This window comes from Pseudomonas sp. MOIL14HWK12:I2, assembly GCF_000510745.1.
Lineage (GTDB): Bacteria > Pseudomonadota > Gammaproteobacteria > Pseudomonadales > Pseudomonadaceae > Chryseomonas > Chryseomonas oryzihabitans.
In genome coordinates this window covers 109,788-127,090 of sequence record NZ_KI783313.1, presented here as the reverse complement: position 1 = coordinate 127,090, position 17,303 = coordinate 109,788, and the positions used below count along the sequence as shown (strand labels likewise).

Here is a 17,303-nt window from a genome sequence, read left to right as displayed (position 1 = left end):
GAGCGTGGAGCGGCGAGCCGGTCGCTGCGGAGCGACTCGCCGTGAGGCAACGAGCGTCAGGCCTCCAGCCAGACGTGCTCGGCGAACATGTAACCCATGAAGCCGCCGATGGGGATGATTCCGTAGCCACCGAGCTTGGGCGAATGGGCATCGATGGAGCTGGTGAAGATCGGCAGGCCGATGCCGCTGTGCTGGTGGATCAGCAGCTGCATGTCGGCGTACATCTGCTTGCGCTTGGCGACATCCGTCTCGCCGCGGGAGGCCACCAGCAACTGGTCGAACTGTTCGTTCTTCCAGCCGGATTCGTTCCAGGGCGCATCGGACTTGAAGAATTGCGACAGCAGGATGTTGGCGGTGGGCCGGGCGTTGATGTTGCCGAAGCCCAGCGGATCCTTCATCCAGTGGTTGTCCCAGTAGCCGTCGGCGCTGACCCGATTGACCATCAGGTTGAGGCCGGCCTGGCGCGCCGACTGCTGCAGCACCAGGGCCATCTCGTTGGCGTTGTCGGCGGCGGTGGAGGTCACCAGCGGCATCCGTGCGCCGGCGATGCCGGCCTTCTGGAAGAGGAACTTGGCCTTGTCCGGATCGTAGGGCCGCTGGGGCAGATCCGCCGCGTAATAGGGTGTGCCCGGCATGATCGGCTGGTCGTTGCCGATGGTGCCGTAGCCGAGGAACACCGACTTGAGGATCTGCTCGCGGTCGAACAGCAGCTTCATGCCCTCGACCACGTTGGGATCGTTGAACGGCCGGTTGGGAATGCGCATGATCAGGTCGGTGTAGCCACCCGAGGTGTTGGCCACCACCTTGAGCTTGCCGCTCTGCTTGAGGCGCTCGGCGGAGCGCGGATCCACCGACACGGTGAGCTGGACGTCGCCGGCCAGCAGGGCATTGACCCGCGAGGGCTCGTCGCCGATGCCGATCAGCTCGATCTCGTCCAGATAGGGCTTGCCGGACTTCCAGTAGTTTTCGTTGCGCACGCCCACGGTGCGCACTCCCGGCTTGAATTCCTTGACCTTGAAGGGCCCGGTGCCGTTGGCGGTGGAGAAATCCTTGGTGCCGTCGGCGATGATCAGGAACGGCGAGATGGCCAGCACCGCGGGCAGCTCGGAGTTCGGCGACACCAGGCGGATGCGCACCTCGTCGGGGGCCACCGCGGTGACCTCGGCGAACTGGTCGGCCAGGGCCTTGACCTTGGAACCCACCGCCGGGTCCTTGTGGCGCAACAGCGAGTAGACGACGTCGGCGCTGTCGAAGGTCTTGCCGTTGTGGAATTGCACACCCTGGCGCAGCTTGATCGTCCAGGTCAGGGCGTCCTGGGTATCGAAACTGGTGGCAAGCGCCATCTGGGGTTCGAGGTGGCTGTCGAAGACGGTCAGGCCGTTGTAGAAGAAGTATTGCCGGGCATAGTCGCCGGAGAAAGCGCCGCGGGCCGGATCGAGCGTATCGGCGGTGGACGACCCGGCCGCTGCGGCGCGCACCCGACCGCCACGGCGCGGGGTGCCGCTGACCGCATCTTCTGCGGCGAACGCCTGGCCGTCACGGCCGAGCAGACCACCCACCCCGGTCGCCAGCAACCCGGCGGCGCCCAGCAGGCGCAGCGCATCGCGCCGCGACAGCCCCCGATGCAGGGCCTCGAAGGCCCGAACGCTTTCAGCAGCTCCTATCAGGGGACTTCCAGTCTTTTTCTCGGTCATGTCGGCTCGCTCGTTGGGGGCTCGGTCACCAGTCCGTACACCCCTCCCCGGGCGCACGGCGCTGTCCTCTTGGCCGCCTTGTCATGCGGCCTGGTTCATTACAGCACCGGCCCCTCGCCGATTACCGTCGAATTGCCCCTGCGGCGAGACAGAAAAGACCGTTTTGACCAAGCCGCTCAGCATTGTTTGCGGTGTGCGTCGCGACGGCGCATCAGGGCCCGCCATGCCCGTCTTTGGCGCGCTGGCGCGGCGTTTCGCTTGGGGTGGCGGAGCGCGGTGCGGACCGCGACGGGAGACTGGATGGCTGCGAAAAACCTGCGGTGGCAGCAGGTTCTGCGCAGCGCCGCCGGTTTGCGCCCGCCGGGCTGCGGAAACGCAAAACCGCCCGCGCGGGCACTGCGCGTGGCAGGACCCGGGCGGGCGGTTGCGGGAGCGACGGCTAGTGCAGGCGATCCTGGACCCGGTAATACAGCCCTACCAGCGGCAGGAACCACGGCTTGCCGAAATGCCCGGGAATGGCCGGCCAGTCCAGTACCCGCCAGGGATTGGCCTGGCTGCGGCCCTCCAGCACCTCGGCCATCACCCGGCCCATGTGCACCGACATCTGCACCCCGTGGCCGCTGTAGCCCATGGCGTAGAACAGGCCATCCTGCTCGCCGGCGCGGGGCAGGCGGTCGGCGGTCATGTCCACCAGGCCGCCCCAGCAATAGTCGATGGGCGTCTGGGCCAGGCTGGGAAACAGCTGGCCCAGGGCGTTGCGCAGCACGGCGCCGCTCTTGGCGTCCTGGCGCGGATCGGACAGGGCGAAACGCGCCCGCCCGCCAAAGATCAGCCGGTGATCCGGCGTGGTGCGGAAATAGTTGCCGATGATGCGGCTGGTGACATAGGTGCGCCGATTGGGCAGCAGTTCGTCCAGCTGCGCCTTGGGCAGCGGCGCCGTGGCGATGATGAAGCTGCCCACCGAGGCGATGCGGCGGCGAAACCACTGGAAGGGGCCGACGCTGGCGTTGCCCGTGGCCACCAGCACCTGGCGGGCGCGCAACTCGCCCTTGGCGCTGATCACCCGAAAGCTGCCATCGGGCAGGCGCTGCAGATCGCTCACCGCCGCGCCCTCGTAGACCTGGGCGCCCCGTCGCACCGCCGCATCGGCCAGCCCTACGCCGAAGCGCCCCATGTGCATCTGGGCACCGTTGTGCTGCAGCAGCCCCCCATGGAAATCAGCTGACGCCACCTCGACCCGCACCTGGGCGGCGCTGAGCAATTCGACCTGCGGATCCACCTCCTGGCGGATCAGTTCGCAGGTACGCGCGAGGTTGTCGTAGTGCTGCGGCTTGGCCGCCAGCTTGAGCTTGCCGGCCTTGTGGAAGTCGCAGGCGATGCCCTCTTCGGCGATCACCGCCTCGACGCTGGCCACCGCATCGGCATAGGCCTGGTAGAAGGCCCGGGCCTTTTCGGCGCCCAGGCTGGCGTGCAGGGCCGCGTAGTCCTGGGCGACGCCGGTGTTGCAGTGGCCGCCGTTGCGCCCGGAGGCTTCGCCGATCACCCGACCGGCCTCCAGCACCGCCACGCTGGCACCGCGCCGGCGCAGGGCGACGGCCGCGGAGAGCCCGGTGAAGCCGCCGCCAATGATGGCGACATCCACCTCGCCCGCCACCGGCCCCGGGGTGGCCCCGGTAAAGCCCGGCGCGGTCGCGAGCCAGTAGGAATCGGACGATGCTGGGCCAAGACTCATGGGCGGGCGCTCCGGCAGCTCAGGGGGTTATTCGAGACCGACGACCGCGGCCAGGCCGCCGATGTCCTTGATCTCGGTGTTGCGGTAGAATGGCGTGCTCGGCTCATGGCCGCGATTCACGAACACCTTGTTCTTGATGTTCATGTAGTCGGCCGGAATGAGGTCGTAGCGAAAGCTCGACGACACGTGCAGCACGTCTTCCGGGCCGCAGCCGAGGTTGTCCAGCATGTATTCGAAGGCCTGCAGGCGCGGCTTGTAGGCCTGGCCCTGCTCGGCGGTGAAGACCCGGTGGAAGGGCACGCCCAGCTTGTCGACGTTGGACATGATCTGCTCGTCGGCGGCGTTGGAATAGATCACCAGCGGGATCTTGTCGGCGATCTTGGCCAGGCCCGCGGTCACGTCCGGATGCGGCCCCCAGCTCGGCACCGCCTCGTAGTAGGCATTGGCCTCGGCGTCGGTGAAGGAGATGCCCCAGCGCTTGCAGGTACGCTCCACCGCCGAGTACAGCACTTCCGAGTAGGGTTTCCAGGCGCCCAGCACCTCGTCGAAGCGATAGCCGTTGAAATCCTTGCAGAACTGGTCCATCGCCTCGGCCGGAATGCGGTCGGCGAACATCTCGCGGGCCATGTCGGACATGCGGAAACGGGTCAGGGTGCCGTAGCAGTCGAAGGTGATGTACTTGGGCCGAAAGGCGGTCATGGCAAGAGTCCTTTGACAGGGGTCGTGAGTGAGAGACCGGGGCGCCAGTGGCGTCCCTGGCAAGCATTACAGCACCGGCGGGCCTGACAGTTGTCCGCTTTCAGGCGCCGCGGGAGACAGAAAAAACCGTTTTAGCGGTAGGGCCCAGCATTGTTTGCGGCGACCTCAGGCTTTGGCCGAAAAGTGCCTGCGCTCGGCCATGCTGCGTTAAAAATCATCTCGGAATGCTCATTTACCATTCGTAAACTCCGCTTCCTCGCTGATTTTTGCCTTGCCTGACCATCGCTCAGCGACTTTTCGGCCAAGCCTCAGGAGTGCTCCAGATCGATCAGTACGCTCTTGCTGCGCAGGGTCGCCTCATAGGCGGCGCGGCCCAGGTCCTTGCCGATGCCGGAGCGCTTGTAGCCGCCGGTGGGAATGATCCAGTCGTGGCTGCGGCCATAGCGATTGACCCAGACGGTACCGGCTTCCAGCGCTCGCGTCAGGCGCAACGCCCGGCCGAGATCAGCGGTGTGCACCCCGGCGGCCAGGCCGTAGGTGGGGTGGTCGGCCAGCGCCAGGGCCTCGGCTTCGTCGTCGAATACCTGCACGGTCAGCACCGGGCCAAAGATCTCTTCGCGCACCGCGGGATTGTCCGCCTCGACCCCGGTGATCAGCGTCGGCTGATAGTAGGCGCCGCCCATGCCCTCCTCCAGGGCACCACCAACCAGGATCTCCGCGCCGGCCGCCCGACTGCGCGAGACGATGTCCTGGATGCGCTGGCCCTGGCGGTGGGAAATGATCGGCGCCAGGGTGGCCTCCGCCGACCAGGTCGGCCCCGGGCGCAAGGCGGCGAAGGCCGCCTGGATGCCCTCCAGCATCGGCTCCAGGGCGGCCCGTTGCACCAGCAGCCGTGAGCCCGAGACGCACACCTGGCCGGCGTTGCCGGTGATGGCGGCGGCCACGCTGCGGGCGGTACGGGCCAGATCCGGGGCATCGGCGAACACCAGTTGCGGACTCTTGCCGCCCAGCTCCAGGGTCACCGGCTTGGGCCCGCTCTCGGCGCAGGCGGTCATGATGGCGGTACCGGTTCCGGTGGAGCCGGTAAAGGTGACCTTGCCGATGCGCGGATGGCGGCACAGGGCGTCGCCGGTGGTCCGGCCATCGCCCTGGACCACGCTGAGGATGCCGGCCGGCAGACCTGCCAGGACGGCCAATTCGGCCAGACGCAGAATGGAGAACGGCGTCAGCTCCGACGGCTTGATCACCACGGCATTGCCGGCGGCGAGCGCCGGCGCCATCTTCCAGCCGGCCATGCTCAGGGGGAAATTCCAGGGCGCGACGGCGCCCACCACGCCATAGGGTTCGGTGACCTGCAGCCCCAGGTGACTGGTGGCGGTGGCCGCCACCTCGCCGCCGTGCTTGTCGGCGAATTCGGCGAAGAAGCGGATGCCCTCGGCCACATAGGGGATGTCCCAGGCCAGCACCTCGCGCAGCGGACGGGTCGAACCCACCGCTTCCAGCGGGCCGAGGATCTCGCCGTCGGCTTCGACCAGATCGGCCCAGCGGCGCATCACCCGCGCCCGCTCGCGCGGCGGCCGGCTGGCCCAGTCGCTGGCCTTCCAGGCACGCCAGGTGCCCTCCACCACCTCGTCCACCAGGTCGGCCGAGGCGCACGGCAGACCGCTCTGGAAACCGCCATCGGAAGGCCGGAACACCTCCAGTTCGGCGCGGGCGTCGCGGATGCGCCCCTCGCTGAAATGGGCACAACGAACCGCTATTGCTCTGGGGTCGAACGAGGCCATGGCGCGCTCCGCTAGGGCTGTGGGCTTGGCCCCATGCTAGGCGCGCGGGTCGCCATCTTTTGCCGAACTGGCAGGGGCCTTCGGCGCCGCGCAGTGGCGCGTCCACCCCTCGGCAACCGAATCTGCCGTCGCGGCTTGCTAGGCTGACGCCTGAATCAGCCAGACCCGAATCGGAGCCCTGCCGTGTCCCACGCCACCCTAAGACCCCTGCGCGAAACCGACCTCGCCACCGCTCACCAGCTGTCCCAGGCGCTGCACTGGCCCCATCGCCCGGAAGACTGGCAGTGCCTGTTCCACACCGGCGAAGGCCTGGTGCTGGAAGACGACCAGGGCGTGTTCGGCACCGGGTTCTGCGTGCCCCAGGGCGACTTCGCCACCATTGGCCTGGTGATCGTCGCCGACAGCCACCAGGGCCAGGGCCACGGCCGCCGCCTCATGGACGGCCTGCTGCAACTGGCCGGCAACCGCACGCCCCTGCTGGTCGCCACCCTGCGCGGCGCCCCGCTCTACCGCAGCCAGGGCTTCGATTCCTATGAGCGCATCTATCAGCACCAGGTGGCGAGTCTGCCGGCCATGGCTGAACGTCAGCCACTGGAAGACCAGGTCCGCGAGCTGAGTCCGGCAGCGGCGCCGCAGCTGGAGACCCTGGCCCAGGCGGCTACCGGCCTGGACCGCAGCGCCCTGCTGCAGGAATTGCTGCCCCAGGCCGAGCGCATTGTCGGCTTTGAGCAGGAGGGCCAGTTGCGCGGCTTCGCCCTGCTGCGCCCCTACGGCCGCGGCCTGTCGGTCGGCCCGGTGATCGCCGAATCCACCGAACAGGCCAAGGCGCTGATCCTCGCCCTGCTGCGCCACACCGAAGGGCGCTACGTGAGATTCGACGTGACGGCCCGCAGCGGTCTCAATCCCTGGCTGAGCGAAATCGGCGTTCCCCAGGTCGATGAGGTCGAGCAGATGGCCCGGGGCAAGGCGCCGCTGTCCCGCGACGGCCTGGATCAGTTCGCGCTGCTGACTCAGGCGCTGGGCTGAGCGACCGTGGCCTCGCGCGAGCGGTATCCCCGCGGCAGGCGGCGCGGCCGCCTGACCGCTCTGCCGGGCGCAATCGGCGACCATCCCCTCACCCGTCCAGTCCCGCAGGCGCCCTCAGGGCACAGCCGTCCGCACCGTCAGGCCAGGGTTCCAGACGCTGGCTAGCGTCCTTCCTCCGCCCAGCTGGGCCGCTCATTGACGAGCGTTTCCAATGGATAGCCGCCTTGGCGAAGGGGCTGGCGCAGGACGATGCGGCTGGCAAATTTCTCGATACCGATATTGTCCTCCAGCAGTCGATCCATCAGGGCCTGCAACCAGTTGATGCTCGGCACCACGATCTTGAGCAGATAGTCGTAGCCGCCACTCACGTTGTGGCACTCGACGATCTCCTGATACCGGGTGATTCCGTCTTCAAAGGTGCGAAAGTCGGCAGGTCGATGGCTGCTGAGGGTGACCTCGGAAAAGACGATGACATGACTGCCCACCTTCTCCAGGGCGATATCGGCGTGATAGCCGCGGATCACCCCGGTATCCTGCAGTCGCTTGGTGCGAAGCAGGCAGGGACTTTCGCTCAGCGATATCGCGGAAGAAAGCTCGACATTCGAACAGCGTCCCTCGCGTTGCAGATACACGAGAATCTTGATATCGAACGCATCGAGGGACGCCGGAGGTTGCATGGGGCTGCCTTGAACGGTGAGCGCTAGACGCGGGGAACTGCAGAGTGCGCTTCGGTCAGCGCCGCGTCGAGCGTCTCTATCACCAGGCCGGCCTGTTCCGCGGTGAGCACCAGGGGGGGGCGAATCTTCAGTACGTTGTGGCCCATGGCGCAGCCGCTGAGCAGGACACCCTTGTCGCGCATCAGATTGACCACCCGGGTCGTCAAGGCTCGATCCGGCTCTCGGGTCAGCCGATCGGACACGAGCTCCACGCCGACGAACATGCCTACCCCCCGCACATCGCCGATGGCCGCGTGCCGGTGGGCGAGCGCCGCGATACCCTCTCGCAGGAGCGTGCCCACCTCGGCGGCATGCTGCACCAGGCGTTCCTTCTCGATCGTGTCGAGCACCGCCAAGGCGGCGGCGCAGGACACGTTATTGCCCCCGAAGGTATTGAAATACCGGGAGTTCCTACCAAACTCGGCGAGGACGTCAGCGGTGGCCAGCAGCCCGGCGACCGGTTGTCCGTTGCCCATCGGCTTGCCCAGGGTGACGATATCCGGGATCACACCGTGACGCTGAAAGCCCCACAGGTGCTCGCCGGTCCTGCCAAAGCCCGGCTGGACTTCGTCGGCGATGAAGATACCACCGGCCCGCTTGATCGCCTCGACCGCGCCCTTCAGCAGACCCGCCGGCTCGGGCAGGATGCCATCGCTGGTAAAGATCGAGTCCACAATCAGCGCCGCTGGCTTGATGCCGTGCCGTTGCAGGTCGCGGATCGCCGCCTCGACGTCGCGGGTAAAGCGCTCAGCGACATCCAGCGCGCCGGCGTGGTAGGCGCGCGGCGCCGGTACCAGTCGCACGTGGGCGCCGAGGTCCACCGTGACGCCCAGCGACGGCGAGAACTTCGCGACCGCATCGGTGAAGCCGTGATAGGCGGTCTCGGTGACGATCACGCCCGTGCCCCCCGTGCGCACCTGGGCGATCCGATAGGCGACGTCGTTTGCCTCGCTCCCGGTGCAAGTCAGCATGAGGTGCGCCAGCTCGGTCTCGGGCACGGTGGCGAGCAGGCGCTCGGCCAGTTCGAGAATGGTGTCGTGCAGATAACGGGTATTGGTGGCGAGGGTCTGCACCTGCCGACAGATCGCCTCGGTCACCGCGGGGTGGCAATGGCCGAGGGAGGCGACATTGTTGTAGGCGTCCAGATAGCGGCGGCCCGCGGGATCGATCAGCCAGGCGCCCTCGCCCCGCACGATATGCAGGGGATGCTCGTACATCAGCCGATAGGCCGGCCCGAGCAGGGCGTCGCGGCGTTCGATCAGGGCCGCCGTCGCGGCGTTCAGTTTGACGCGGCCCGGTATGTAGGCGTTGACCATGTTGAGGTCAGGGGTGCTGTTCATGGCTTGGTCCTGTGCATACGTCGGTAAGTAACAGCTCGCGTGCCTGATCTCGAGACAGATCGGCCAGCAAGGTCAGTGCCTCCCACGAGGCCGCGTTGTGGCGCATGATGTAGTCGTAGTTTTCCGGATAGCGCCTGGCCCGCCACTCCGAGATCAGCACGGTGATCAGGTGACGCGTCGCCATGAGGTCGGCAACGATCTCCTGCTCGCTTTCGTCGAGCGGCAGCGTGGCGTGATAGGCGCCGAGGAATTGCGCGGGGCCCAGGAGTGGATCGGCAGGGCCACTCATGTGGAAGGCCGCGGCGGTGGCGACCTCGCCCACCAGGGGCGCATGCAGCATGTCGCCGAAGTCTATGACTCCGACGATGCGCTCGTGGTCCTGGGGCGCGGCCAGCACGTTGTAGAGGTGGTAGTCGTTGTGGATGACCTGGGCCCTCAGGTGCGGCAACAGCGGCAGCACGTGCCGGTTGAAACGCGCCATGAACGTCCTGACCAGGGCGCGGCGCGGGCCTTCTTCGATGCTATCGACCTTAGCCGCCAGGCGATGGGCCGTGGCAACGTTCCACAGCAGATCGTGGGTCGCGGACGGGTGCTCGAAGTCGCGCAAGGCGAGGTTCAATTCGGCCAGGAAGGTGCCCATCGCTTGGCGCTGGGTAGCGGTACGGCGGGTATCGCGGACCTGCACACCGTCGAGATAGGTCAGCATCCGCACAGAGGTCGCCGATCCGTCCGGGAGCACCAGGGTAGCGTGCGTCTGCCCTCCCAGCGTCCGCACCACCCGAGGTACCGGAAGGCTGGGCGCCACGCAGCAAATATGGTCGAGCGCGGCGATCTGAAAATCCACTACCGCCAGGGATTCGGACGGATTGCTGATCTTGACCACGTAGCGCTCGCCCGCCGCCGTCTCCACACGGCAATTCTGATCCCGCTCACCCAACAGCAGGTCGACCCGGCCATCGATACCGTAGAGACGCCGAACGAGCTGCTGCACCTCGTCCGGCGCGAGGGTCGGTGGTGGCGTCTCCATGGTCGCCGAGACGCCTGGCTGTGCGGTGGCGACCATCATCCCTGCCTCGGCGAGGCGGTCTCGGCGAGGCCTGGCAGACCGAGCAGCCCCGGAAGTTGGCGGATATCGGTCAGGCGCTCGACGCCATAGCCGTCGCAGGCCGGCTCATGCCCGCGGTCGATGAAGGCCCTGGCCATGAAGCCCAGATCCGCAGCCGTCATCAGGTCGTAACGGAAGCTCGAAGAGACATGCATCATGTCCTGCGGCCCGCAGCCCAGTTGCTCGAACATGTACTCGAATACCTGCGCCCTCGGCTTGTAGGCGCGCGCCTCTTCCGCCGTGTAGACCGCGTGAAAATCCGCCTGCAGGTGGGCGACGCTGGCGGGAATCAGATCGACCATGGAGTTCGACAGGATCACCAGCGGTACCTGCGGGGCGATGGCCTTGAGCGTCTCGACGACATGCGGATGCGGCTGCCAGGTGGGCACGGCCTGGTACAGAGCCAGCGCATCGGCCGCGCGATAGTCCACGCCGTGCTTGGCGCAGGCGCGCTGAATGGCGTTTTCCACTACCTCGAAAAAGGGCTTCCAATCGCCCAGGACTTCATCGAGGCGATAGAAACGAAAACTGTCGAGGAAGGCTGGCATCCGCTCGCTCGGCACACGATCCGCGAACAGCCGCTTCGCGGTGGGTCCCATTTCGAAGTTGATGAGCGTGCCATAGCAGTCGAAGCTGATGAATTTCGGCTTGTACGTCATGTGTCGCGAACTCCAGCGCCTGGGTGAGGGGTGATGCCTCAAGCTTAGGGAGTTCGCGCCCGCTGGGATGCTCTACAACAGGGACGCTCAGGCAGATTCCTGCGCAAATCGGCGCCTGCTGGCAGGATCTGCGGGGGGCTTTCCGACGACTCGCCGGTCAACGCCACTCGCACCCCGCCACACGGTTGCAACTGGTGCGGGCACGGTCGCCCTGGGACGTGGAAAAGCGACTGATGACGTTCCAGCCCAGCTGCCGGGTGCGGCCCAGCCAGAGATTGCCGTCGCTGGTCAGGCCGCTGAAGAACTGCAGTCGTCCCAGGCGGGTGCTGGTCTGCGCCCATGACAGACCCGAAACCGGATCGTAGCCCCGCATCAGGGTGTCGTTGCCCTGGACCGCCACCCCGTACCAACCCCCCTGCCCGTCCTGGCAACGCAACACGAAGGCGCTGCGCACGCAGGTGTTGGCCGGTTTGAGACTGGGAATGGCCGCCTGGACGGCAGGTACCAGCAGCAGAGCCGCGGCCAGCAGGCCGGTACGCAGGAGCGCAGACGAGGTCATGGCGGTAATCGGTCGGGAGCGGGACGCCCAGCATGAGGTAAATCCCGCAGCCCGACCAGCACTGGCGTGCTAGAGCGCCTTGCGACCCAGACTGGACAGGGCCGGCTCGGCCATCGCCACGCCTTCCTGAGCCTCCGGCTCCGAAGCGGGAATTGCCTGGCCATCCAGCGCGGCGTTGAGCCGTCCCATGTCCAACGCTCCCACCCAGCGCGCGATAACCAGCGTGGCTACGCCATTGCCAATGGTATTGGTGATCGCTCGAGCCTCGGACATGAAGCGGTCTACACCCAGTAGCAGCACCATGCCGGCCACCGGGATGGTGCCAAGACTGGCGAGGGTCGCCGCCAGGGTGATGAAACCGGAACCGGTGACGCCGGCCGAACCCTTGGACGTGAGCATCAACACAGCCATGATGATGAGCTGGTCGGTCAGGCTCAGCGGCGTGTTGGTGGCCTGGGCGATGAAGGTCGCGGCGGCGGTGTAGTAGATGGCCTGGCCGTCCGGGTTGAAGGTCAGGCCGGAGGGGATGACCATGCCGGCCACTGGCTTCGAACAGCCGGCGTTTTCCATCTTGCGGATCATCTGCGGCAGTACCGATTCCGACGAACTGGTGCCCAGCACGGTGAACAGCTCTTCCTTGAGGTACCTGAGCAGCTTCCACAGGCTGAAGCCGGCGACGCGGCAGATCGGGCCCAGCACCAGGGCGACGAACAGGATGCAAGTAATGTAGAAGCAGGCCATCAGCTTGCCCAGGGAGAACAGCGAGCCGAAGCCGTACTTGCCGATGGTGAAGGCGATGGCGCCAAAGGCCCCCAGCGGCGCCAGGCGCATCACGATGTTGACGATGCCGAACATGCCGTGCATCAGGCTATCGAGGGTGCGGATGATCGGCTTGCCCTTGTCGCCACAGCGCGCCAGGGCCACGCCGAGCAGGATGGAGAACAACAGGATCTGCAGGATGTTGCCCTTGGCGAAGGCATCCCCGAGGGTGTTGGGGATGATCTGCATCATGAAGGCGATGAAGGATTCATGCTTGGCGGCCTCGGTGTAGCTGGCGATGGCGGAACTGTCGAGGGTGGCTGGATCGATGTTCATGCCAGCGCCGGGCTTGAAGGTATCGACCACTACCAGCCCGACGATCAGCGCCAGGGTCGAGACCACCTCGAAGTAGATGAAGGCGCGGATGCCCACCCGGCCCAGCTCCTTCATGTCGTTCATCTTGGCGATACCGGTGACCACGGTAAGGAAGATCACCGGCGCGAGCAGCATCTTAATCAGCTTGATGAAGGCATCGCCGATGGGTTTGAGCGAGGTGGCGAAGTCCGGATAAAAGACGCCGAGCAAGGCGCCGGCAATGACCGCGATGACGACCTGGACGTAGAGTTTTCCGAGTAGGCGCTTCATGGGATATCCATTGTTGTTCTTGTAATGGAAGCGACCGCGCCGGCGGGCGGTCGCCCGTGAAAGTGCTGAGGCCTTCCCACCCGCTGGCTCGCCGCGGGTGGGAACGCCGAGCTAGCGGGCGATCAGCTCCAGCACGGCGTCGGTGACCTGGCGCGTGGTGGCCGTACCGCCCAGGTCTGGGGTGTGCAGGCCGCTGGCGGTGACCTCCTCGATGGCCCGCATCAGATGGGCACTGGCCTCGCGCTCGCCTAGGTGGTCGAGCATCAGCGCCGCGGTCCAGAAGGTAGCGATAGGGTTGGCGACGCCCTTGCCGGTGATGTCGAAGGCTGAGCCGTGGATGGGCTCGAACATCGAGGGAAAGCTCCGGTCGGGGTTGAGATTGGCGGTAGGCGCGATACCCAGGCTGCCGGAGAGCGCTGCAGCCAGATCCGAGAGGATGTCGGCGTGGAGGTTGGTGGCGACAATCACGTCCAGGTTGCCGGGCTTGAGCACCATGGTGGTGGTCACCGCATCCACCAGCTCACGGGTAGTGCGCACGTCCGGATAATCCTTGGCCACCTCGGCGAACACCTCGTCCCACAACACCATGCCGTGGCGTTGGGCGTTGGACTTGGTGACCAGCGTCAGGTGCTTGGCCGGGCGGCTGCGGGCCAATTCGAAGGCGAATCTATGGATACGCTCGACGCCAACGCGGGTGAAGGTGGAGACCTCGGTGGCTACCTCAATGGGCAACCCCTGGTGGACCCGACCACCGCTGCCGGAGTATTCGCCCTCGGAATTCTCCCGCACGATCACCCAGTCAATGGTCTGCCCGTTGGTCAGCGGACTTTTAACCCCGGGTAACACCCGCGCCGGCCGCACGTTGGCGTATTGGTCGAAGCCCTGGCAGATCGGCAGCCGCAGGCCCCAGAGGGAAATGTGATCCGGCACCTTCTGGCTTCCTACCGCGCCGAAAAAGATGGCATCGGCCTGCTTGATCTCGTCCAGCCCCCCTTCCGGGATGTAGTGACCATGCTGGAGGTAGTACTCCGAATCCCAGGGGTAGTGGCTGACATCAAAGGCGAAACTGCCCAGGCGCCTGGCCAGGCCTTCGAGGACCTCGAGGCCGGCGGCAATGACTTCGACCCCGATACCGTCTCCGGGAATGGCTGCGATCTTGTAGTTCTTCATGGCTGGGCCCTGTGCTCTGGTTCGTTGGGTAAGACGCCGACTGGCAGCGCTGGGCCGAGTATAGGTAGTGAAACCTGAGCTAAGATTCACCTGAACTCATCACTTACGTGAACTGAGGTTGATAATGAGTCGCCCCCAGGATTTGACCTTTTTTCACCAACTGGCCCAGCAGGGCAACCTGGCCGCCACGGCTCGCGAGCTGGGCATCACGCCCTCTGCAATCAGTAAACGACTGACCGCACTGGAAAAACGGCTAGGCGTTCGGCTCGTCAACCGGACCACTCGCTCCCTGGGTCTCACGCCCGAGGGTGAACTTTATTTCCGCCATGCCGGACGCATTCTCGGTGACATCGAAGCAGTGGAAGACATGGTCGCCAGTCGCCGGAGCCAGCCCAAAGGCCTGCTGAGGATCAACGCTTCCCTGGGCTTTGGCAGACGCTACATAGGCCCGGCGCTGGCAGCCTTCATCGACCGCTACCCGGAGGTGGAGACCCAACTGCTGCTCAGCGACCATCCCATGGAACTGGCTGCCCATGGTCTGGATCTGGGCATCCGCTTCGGCGTGGCCCCGGATGCGGGCTATCACGCCCGACGCATCGCCAGCAATCGCCGATTGCTCTGCGCCTCACCGCTTTATCTGGAGCGCTACGGTGCACCGCAACGGTTGCAGGATCTGGCAACGCACAACTGCATCTTCCTGCGACAGAACGACAGCATCCACGGCGTCTGGGAGTTTCTCGAAGGGTCGCGCACCCGCAGCATCAAGGTCCGCAGCAACCTGAGCTGCAACGATGGTGAGGTGGCGCTGAACTGGGCACTCGAGGGCCGCGGCATCCTGCTTCGGGCGGAATGGGACATCGCCCGCTACGTGCGTAGCGGGCGGCTACGTCGGGTTCTGGAGGACGCCAGACCGCCTTCGGCAGATGTTTATGCGGTCTATTCCGAACACCATCACCTATCGGCCAAGGTGCGCCACTTCATCGACTTCCTGGTGGAACGCTTTCAGCGTATCGACCACCTCGAAGACCCGGCCAGCGAAGTCGACTGATCGCTCTCAGCTCTGCGCCGCCTGCCACAGCCGACCGATATCGCGAGCGGTGCGTTCCAGCAGCCCTTCGGCCTGGGCCAGGGCCTCTTCCAGGCTGAGCGGGCCCGGTACCAGACTAAAGGCAGCGGCGAGGCCCTGTTGATAGAGGGCGTCGTAGCCTTCGCCCAGCGAGCCGGCCACGGCCACCACCGGCACGCCGTGGCGCTGGGCCAGGCGCAGGACGCCCGCCGGGGTCTTGCCCCTCAGGGTCTGGCCGTCCAGCCGCCCTTCCCCGGTCACTGCCAGATCGGCGCCCTCCAGGGCTTTTTCCAGACCTACCAGCTCCGCGACCACCTCGATGCCGGGCCGAAAGGTGGCCTGGAGAAAGGCCAGGGCGGCAAAGCCGACCCCACCGGCGGCGCCGGCACCCGGCTGCTCGCTGACATCACGGCCCAGGGTCGCGGCGGTGACCGTGGCGAAATGCGCCAGGGCCGCGTCCAGCTCCCGCACCTGCTCGGGGGAGGCGCCCTTCTGCGGCCCGAAGATCTGGCTGGCTCCCTGGGGACCACAGAGCGGATTGTCGACGTCGGCGGCGATGACCACCTCCACCGCCGCCAGGCGCGGATGCAGGTCCGTCAGGTCCAGGCTGGCCAGGGAGGCCAGCGCCGCACCGCCCGGTGCCAGCGCCTGGCCCTGCCCGTCCAGCAGCCGGACGCCCAGGGCCTGGAGTACGCCCGCGCCGCCGTCGTTGGTGGCGCTGCCACCGATGGCCAGCACCAGGCGCTCGGCGCCGGCATCCAGGGCGGCGCGCAGGAGCTCGCCGGTCCCGTGGGAGGTGGCGACCCGCACGTCGCGGCGGGCCCTGGGCACCAGTTCCAGACCGCTGGCACTGGCCATCTCGACGAAGGCGGTGCGCTGCTCGGCCAGCCAGCCCCAGCGGGCAGTCACCGGCTCGCCCAGGGGACCGGTCACCCGCACCTCGCGCACCTCGCCGCCGGTCGCGGCGAGTACGGCATCCAAGGTGCCTTCGCCGCCGTCGCCCAGGGGACATTCGCGGATTTCCGCCGTTGGCAGCGCCTGGCGCAGGCCACGGGCCAGGGCGCTGGCGACCCCGGCGGCGGACAGGCTTTCCTTGAAGGAATCGGGAGCGATGACGATTTTCATGGGGCGATTCTCCGTTGTTATGCGCCGAGTGTTTCCTGGATCGGGCACGGCAGCAACAGGACAGACGCCCAGTCTCGACAGGTCAGGACTGTGAATTCGCCCAGCCCTGATCCCATAGCAGCAAGGCGCAATACAGTTCGGCGGCGTCGGCGAAACGGCGTGGATCCCGTCCGGTCAGCGCCTGGATCCGCTCCAGTCGATGCCGCAGCCCATTGCGATGCAGCCCCAGCGCCTCGGCGCAGGCCTGGGGGCTGGCGTCCTCGGCGAACCAGCTGCGCAGCGTCGCCAGCAGCTGGCCGTCGCGATCGGCGCGGCGCAGTCTTGCCAGCGGTTCCAGCAGCCAGGCGCCGCGAGCGCACTCGGCCTGGCCCTGCAGCCAGGTCGGCAGGGCCAGGTCGTCCAGCGTCACCCGGATGAGGTCGGGCAGCAGGCGCCTGGCGACTGCCAGCAGGTCCAGCGCCCGCCGGGTCGTCTCGGCCAGCCCCGTCCAGGGTCGCGGCTCGGGGATCCAGACGCTGCGCTGCAACGACCAGCCCTGCCCCGGCAGTTCCTCCAGCAGCGCCTCGGGCGCCTGCGCGCCGGGTCGATACCACAGCCATTGCCGCTCTTCATGGGGCAGGCACCAGCTATGGACACTGCGCTGCTGTGCCCAGTCGCCAAAACCCGGCGCCGGCACGGCGAACTCCAGCAGCAGCACGTCCCGCGGCAGGACCGGCTTCAGGCCGAGCAGCGTGGCATGGCGCCCCAGTTCGGGTGCGGCGCCGGGCGCGAGCAGCTGCCGCAGCAGCGGCGTGGTCATGCGCGCGGTCGCGGGCGGCTGCCCTGCCGCCTGCTCAATCAGCATTTCCGCGGTCAGGCGCAGGAGTTCGGCAGGTAGGCGCAACTGCTCGGCGTCCTCCCCGGACACGCCAAGCACGCCGACCAGTTCGCCCTGGTGATACAGCGGCAGATTGATACCGGCCTGGGCCCCCGCCAATTCCGCGGCAGCGCTGGCATCCAATGCCACCGCGCGGCCTTCGGCGATGACCTGCCGCGCCCCCGCATGGTGGCTGAACAGCCGCGCCGGATCGCCCGAGCCGATGATCAACCCGGACGCATCCATGACATTGACGTTGCCGGGCAGGATGCGCATGGCGCGTTCGACGATTTCCTGCGCCAGGGTCTGGCTCAGCTCCATGGCCACCTCGGAGGTTGAAGGACGCCGGCATGGCGCGCCGTCACCTT

At 66.8% G+C, this 17,303-nt stretch carries 15 protein-coding genes; 2 read left to right on the top strand and 13 right to left on the bottom strand.

The window, feature by feature from the left end:
- Positions 1-56: 56 nt before the first annotated feature.
- From PSK12I2_RS0116905 to PSK12I2_RS0116890, 4 genes are all read right to left on the bottom strand, one after another.
- Positions 57-1,694 (bottom strand): ABC transporter substrate-binding protein, encoded by a 1,638-nt coding sequence (locus PSK12I2_RS0116905; protein WP_027599280.1) that lies wholly within the window; start codon positions 1,692-1,694, stop codon positions 57-59.
- 439 nt (positions 1,695-2,133) lie between these two features.
- Positions 2,134-3,426, bottom strand: a complete 1,293-nt coding sequence (locus PSK12I2_RS0116900; protein ID WP_027599279.1) for an FAD-binding oxidoreductase — start codon at positions 3,424-3,426, stop codon at positions 2,134-2,136.
- 27 nt (positions 3,427-3,453) lie between these two features.
- On the bottom strand, positions 3,454-4,125 hold the full coding sequence (locus tag PSK12I2_RS0116895; protein ID WP_027599278.1) for a haloacid dehalogenase type II: 672 nt from the start codon (positions 4,123-4,125) through the stop codon (positions 3,454-3,456).
- 308 nt (positions 4,126-4,433) lie between these two features.
- On the bottom strand, positions 4,434-5,909 hold the full coding sequence (locus tag PSK12I2_RS0116890) for an aldehyde dehydrogenase (RefSeq protein WP_027599277.1): 1,476 nt from the start codon (positions 5,907-5,909) through the stop codon (positions 4,434-4,436).
- A 183-nt stretch (positions 5,910-6,092) separates the two neighbouring features.
- On the opposite strand from PSK12I2_RS0116890, the gene PSK12I2_RS0116885 reads away from it, so the two are divergent.
- A complete protein-coding gene (locus PSK12I2_RS0116885) occupies positions 6,093-6,935 on the top strand; it encodes a GNAT family N-acetyltransferase (RefSeq protein ID WP_027599276.1) in 843 nt (280 codons plus the stop codon).
- 161 nt (positions 6,936-7,096) lie between these two features.
- Here the strand turns inward: PSK12I2_RS0116885 and PSK12I2_RS0116880 are convergent, their stop codons facing one another.
- From PSK12I2_RS0116880 to PSK12I2_RS0116850, 7 genes are all read right to left on the bottom strand, one after another.
- Complete coding sequence (locus PSK12I2_RS0116880; protein WP_027599275.1) at positions 7,097-7,612, bottom strand: Lrp/AsnC family transcriptional regulator; 516 nt, start codon at positions 7,610-7,612, stop codon at positions 7,097-7,099.
- 23 nt (positions 7,613-7,635) lie between these two features.
- Positions 7,636-8,991: an aspartate aminotransferase family protein gene (locus tag PSK12I2_RS0116875; RefSeq protein ID WP_027599274.1), complete on the bottom strand. Its 1,356-nt coding sequence runs from the start codon at positions 8,989-8,991 to the stop codon at positions 7,636-7,638.
- On the bottom strand, positions 8,975-10,057 hold the full coding sequence (locus PSK12I2_RS0116870) for a phosphotransferase (RefSeq protein ID WP_156930157.1): 1,083 nt from the start codon (positions 10,055-10,057) through the stop codon (positions 8,975-8,977). The genes PSK12I2_RS0116875 and PSK12I2_RS0116870 overlap by 17 nt, the downstream gene beginning before the upstream one ends.
- Positions 10,054-10,755, bottom strand: coding sequence for a haloacid dehalogenase type II (locus tag PSK12I2_RS24020; protein ID WP_042134277.1), 702 nt, complete (start codon positions 10,753-10,755; stop codon positions 10,054-10,056). Before PSK12I2_RS24020 ends, PSK12I2_RS0116870 begins: the two co-directional genes overlap by 4 nt.
- A 157-nt stretch (positions 10,756-10,912) precedes the next feature.
- Positions 10,913-11,314 (bottom strand): hypothetical protein, encoded by a 402-nt coding sequence (locus PSK12I2_RS0116860; protein WP_027599272.1) that lies wholly within the window; start codon positions 11,312-11,314, stop codon positions 10,913-10,915.
- A gap of 69 nt (positions 11,315-11,383) precedes the next feature.
- Positions 11,384-12,718 carry a dicarboxylate/amino acid:cation symporter gene (locus PSK12I2_RS0116855; RefSeq protein WP_027599271.1) on the bottom strand — a complete coding sequence of 445 codons (1,335 nt, stop codon included), beginning with the start codon at positions 12,716-12,718 and terminating at the stop codon, positions 11,384-11,386.
- A gap of 111 nt (positions 12,719-12,829) precedes the next feature.
- The gene (locus PSK12I2_RS0116850) at positions 12,830-13,888 is read right to left on the bottom strand and encodes a tartrate dehydrogenase (protein WP_027599270.1); all 1,059 of its coding nucleotides are present in this window, start codon (positions 13,886-13,888) and stop codon (positions 12,830-12,832) included.
- A gap of 124 nt (positions 13,889-14,012) precedes the next feature.
- On the opposite strand from PSK12I2_RS0116850, the gene PSK12I2_RS0116845 reads away from it, so the two are divergent.
- Positions 14,013-14,936 carry a LysR family transcriptional regulator gene (locus PSK12I2_RS0116845; RefSeq protein WP_027599269.1) on the top strand — a complete coding sequence of 308 codons (924 nt, stop codon included), beginning with the start codon at positions 14,013-14,015 and terminating at the stop codon, positions 14,934-14,936.
- Positions 14,937-14,942: 6 nt separating this feature from the next.
- Here the strand turns inward: PSK12I2_RS0116845 and PSK12I2_RS0116840 are convergent, their stop codons facing one another.
- Complete coding sequence (locus PSK12I2_RS0116840) at positions 14,943-16,079, bottom strand: glycerate kinase (protein WP_027599268.1); 1,137 nt, start codon at positions 16,077-16,079, stop codon at positions 14,943-14,945.
- Positions 16,080-16,161: 82 nt separating this feature from the next.
- A complete protein-coding gene (locus tag PSK12I2_RS0116835; protein ID WP_027599267.1) occupies positions 16,162-17,256 on the bottom strand; it encodes a sugar diacid recognition domain-containing protein in 1,095 nt (364 codons plus the stop codon).
- Positions 17,257-17,303: the final 47 nt, after the last annotated feature.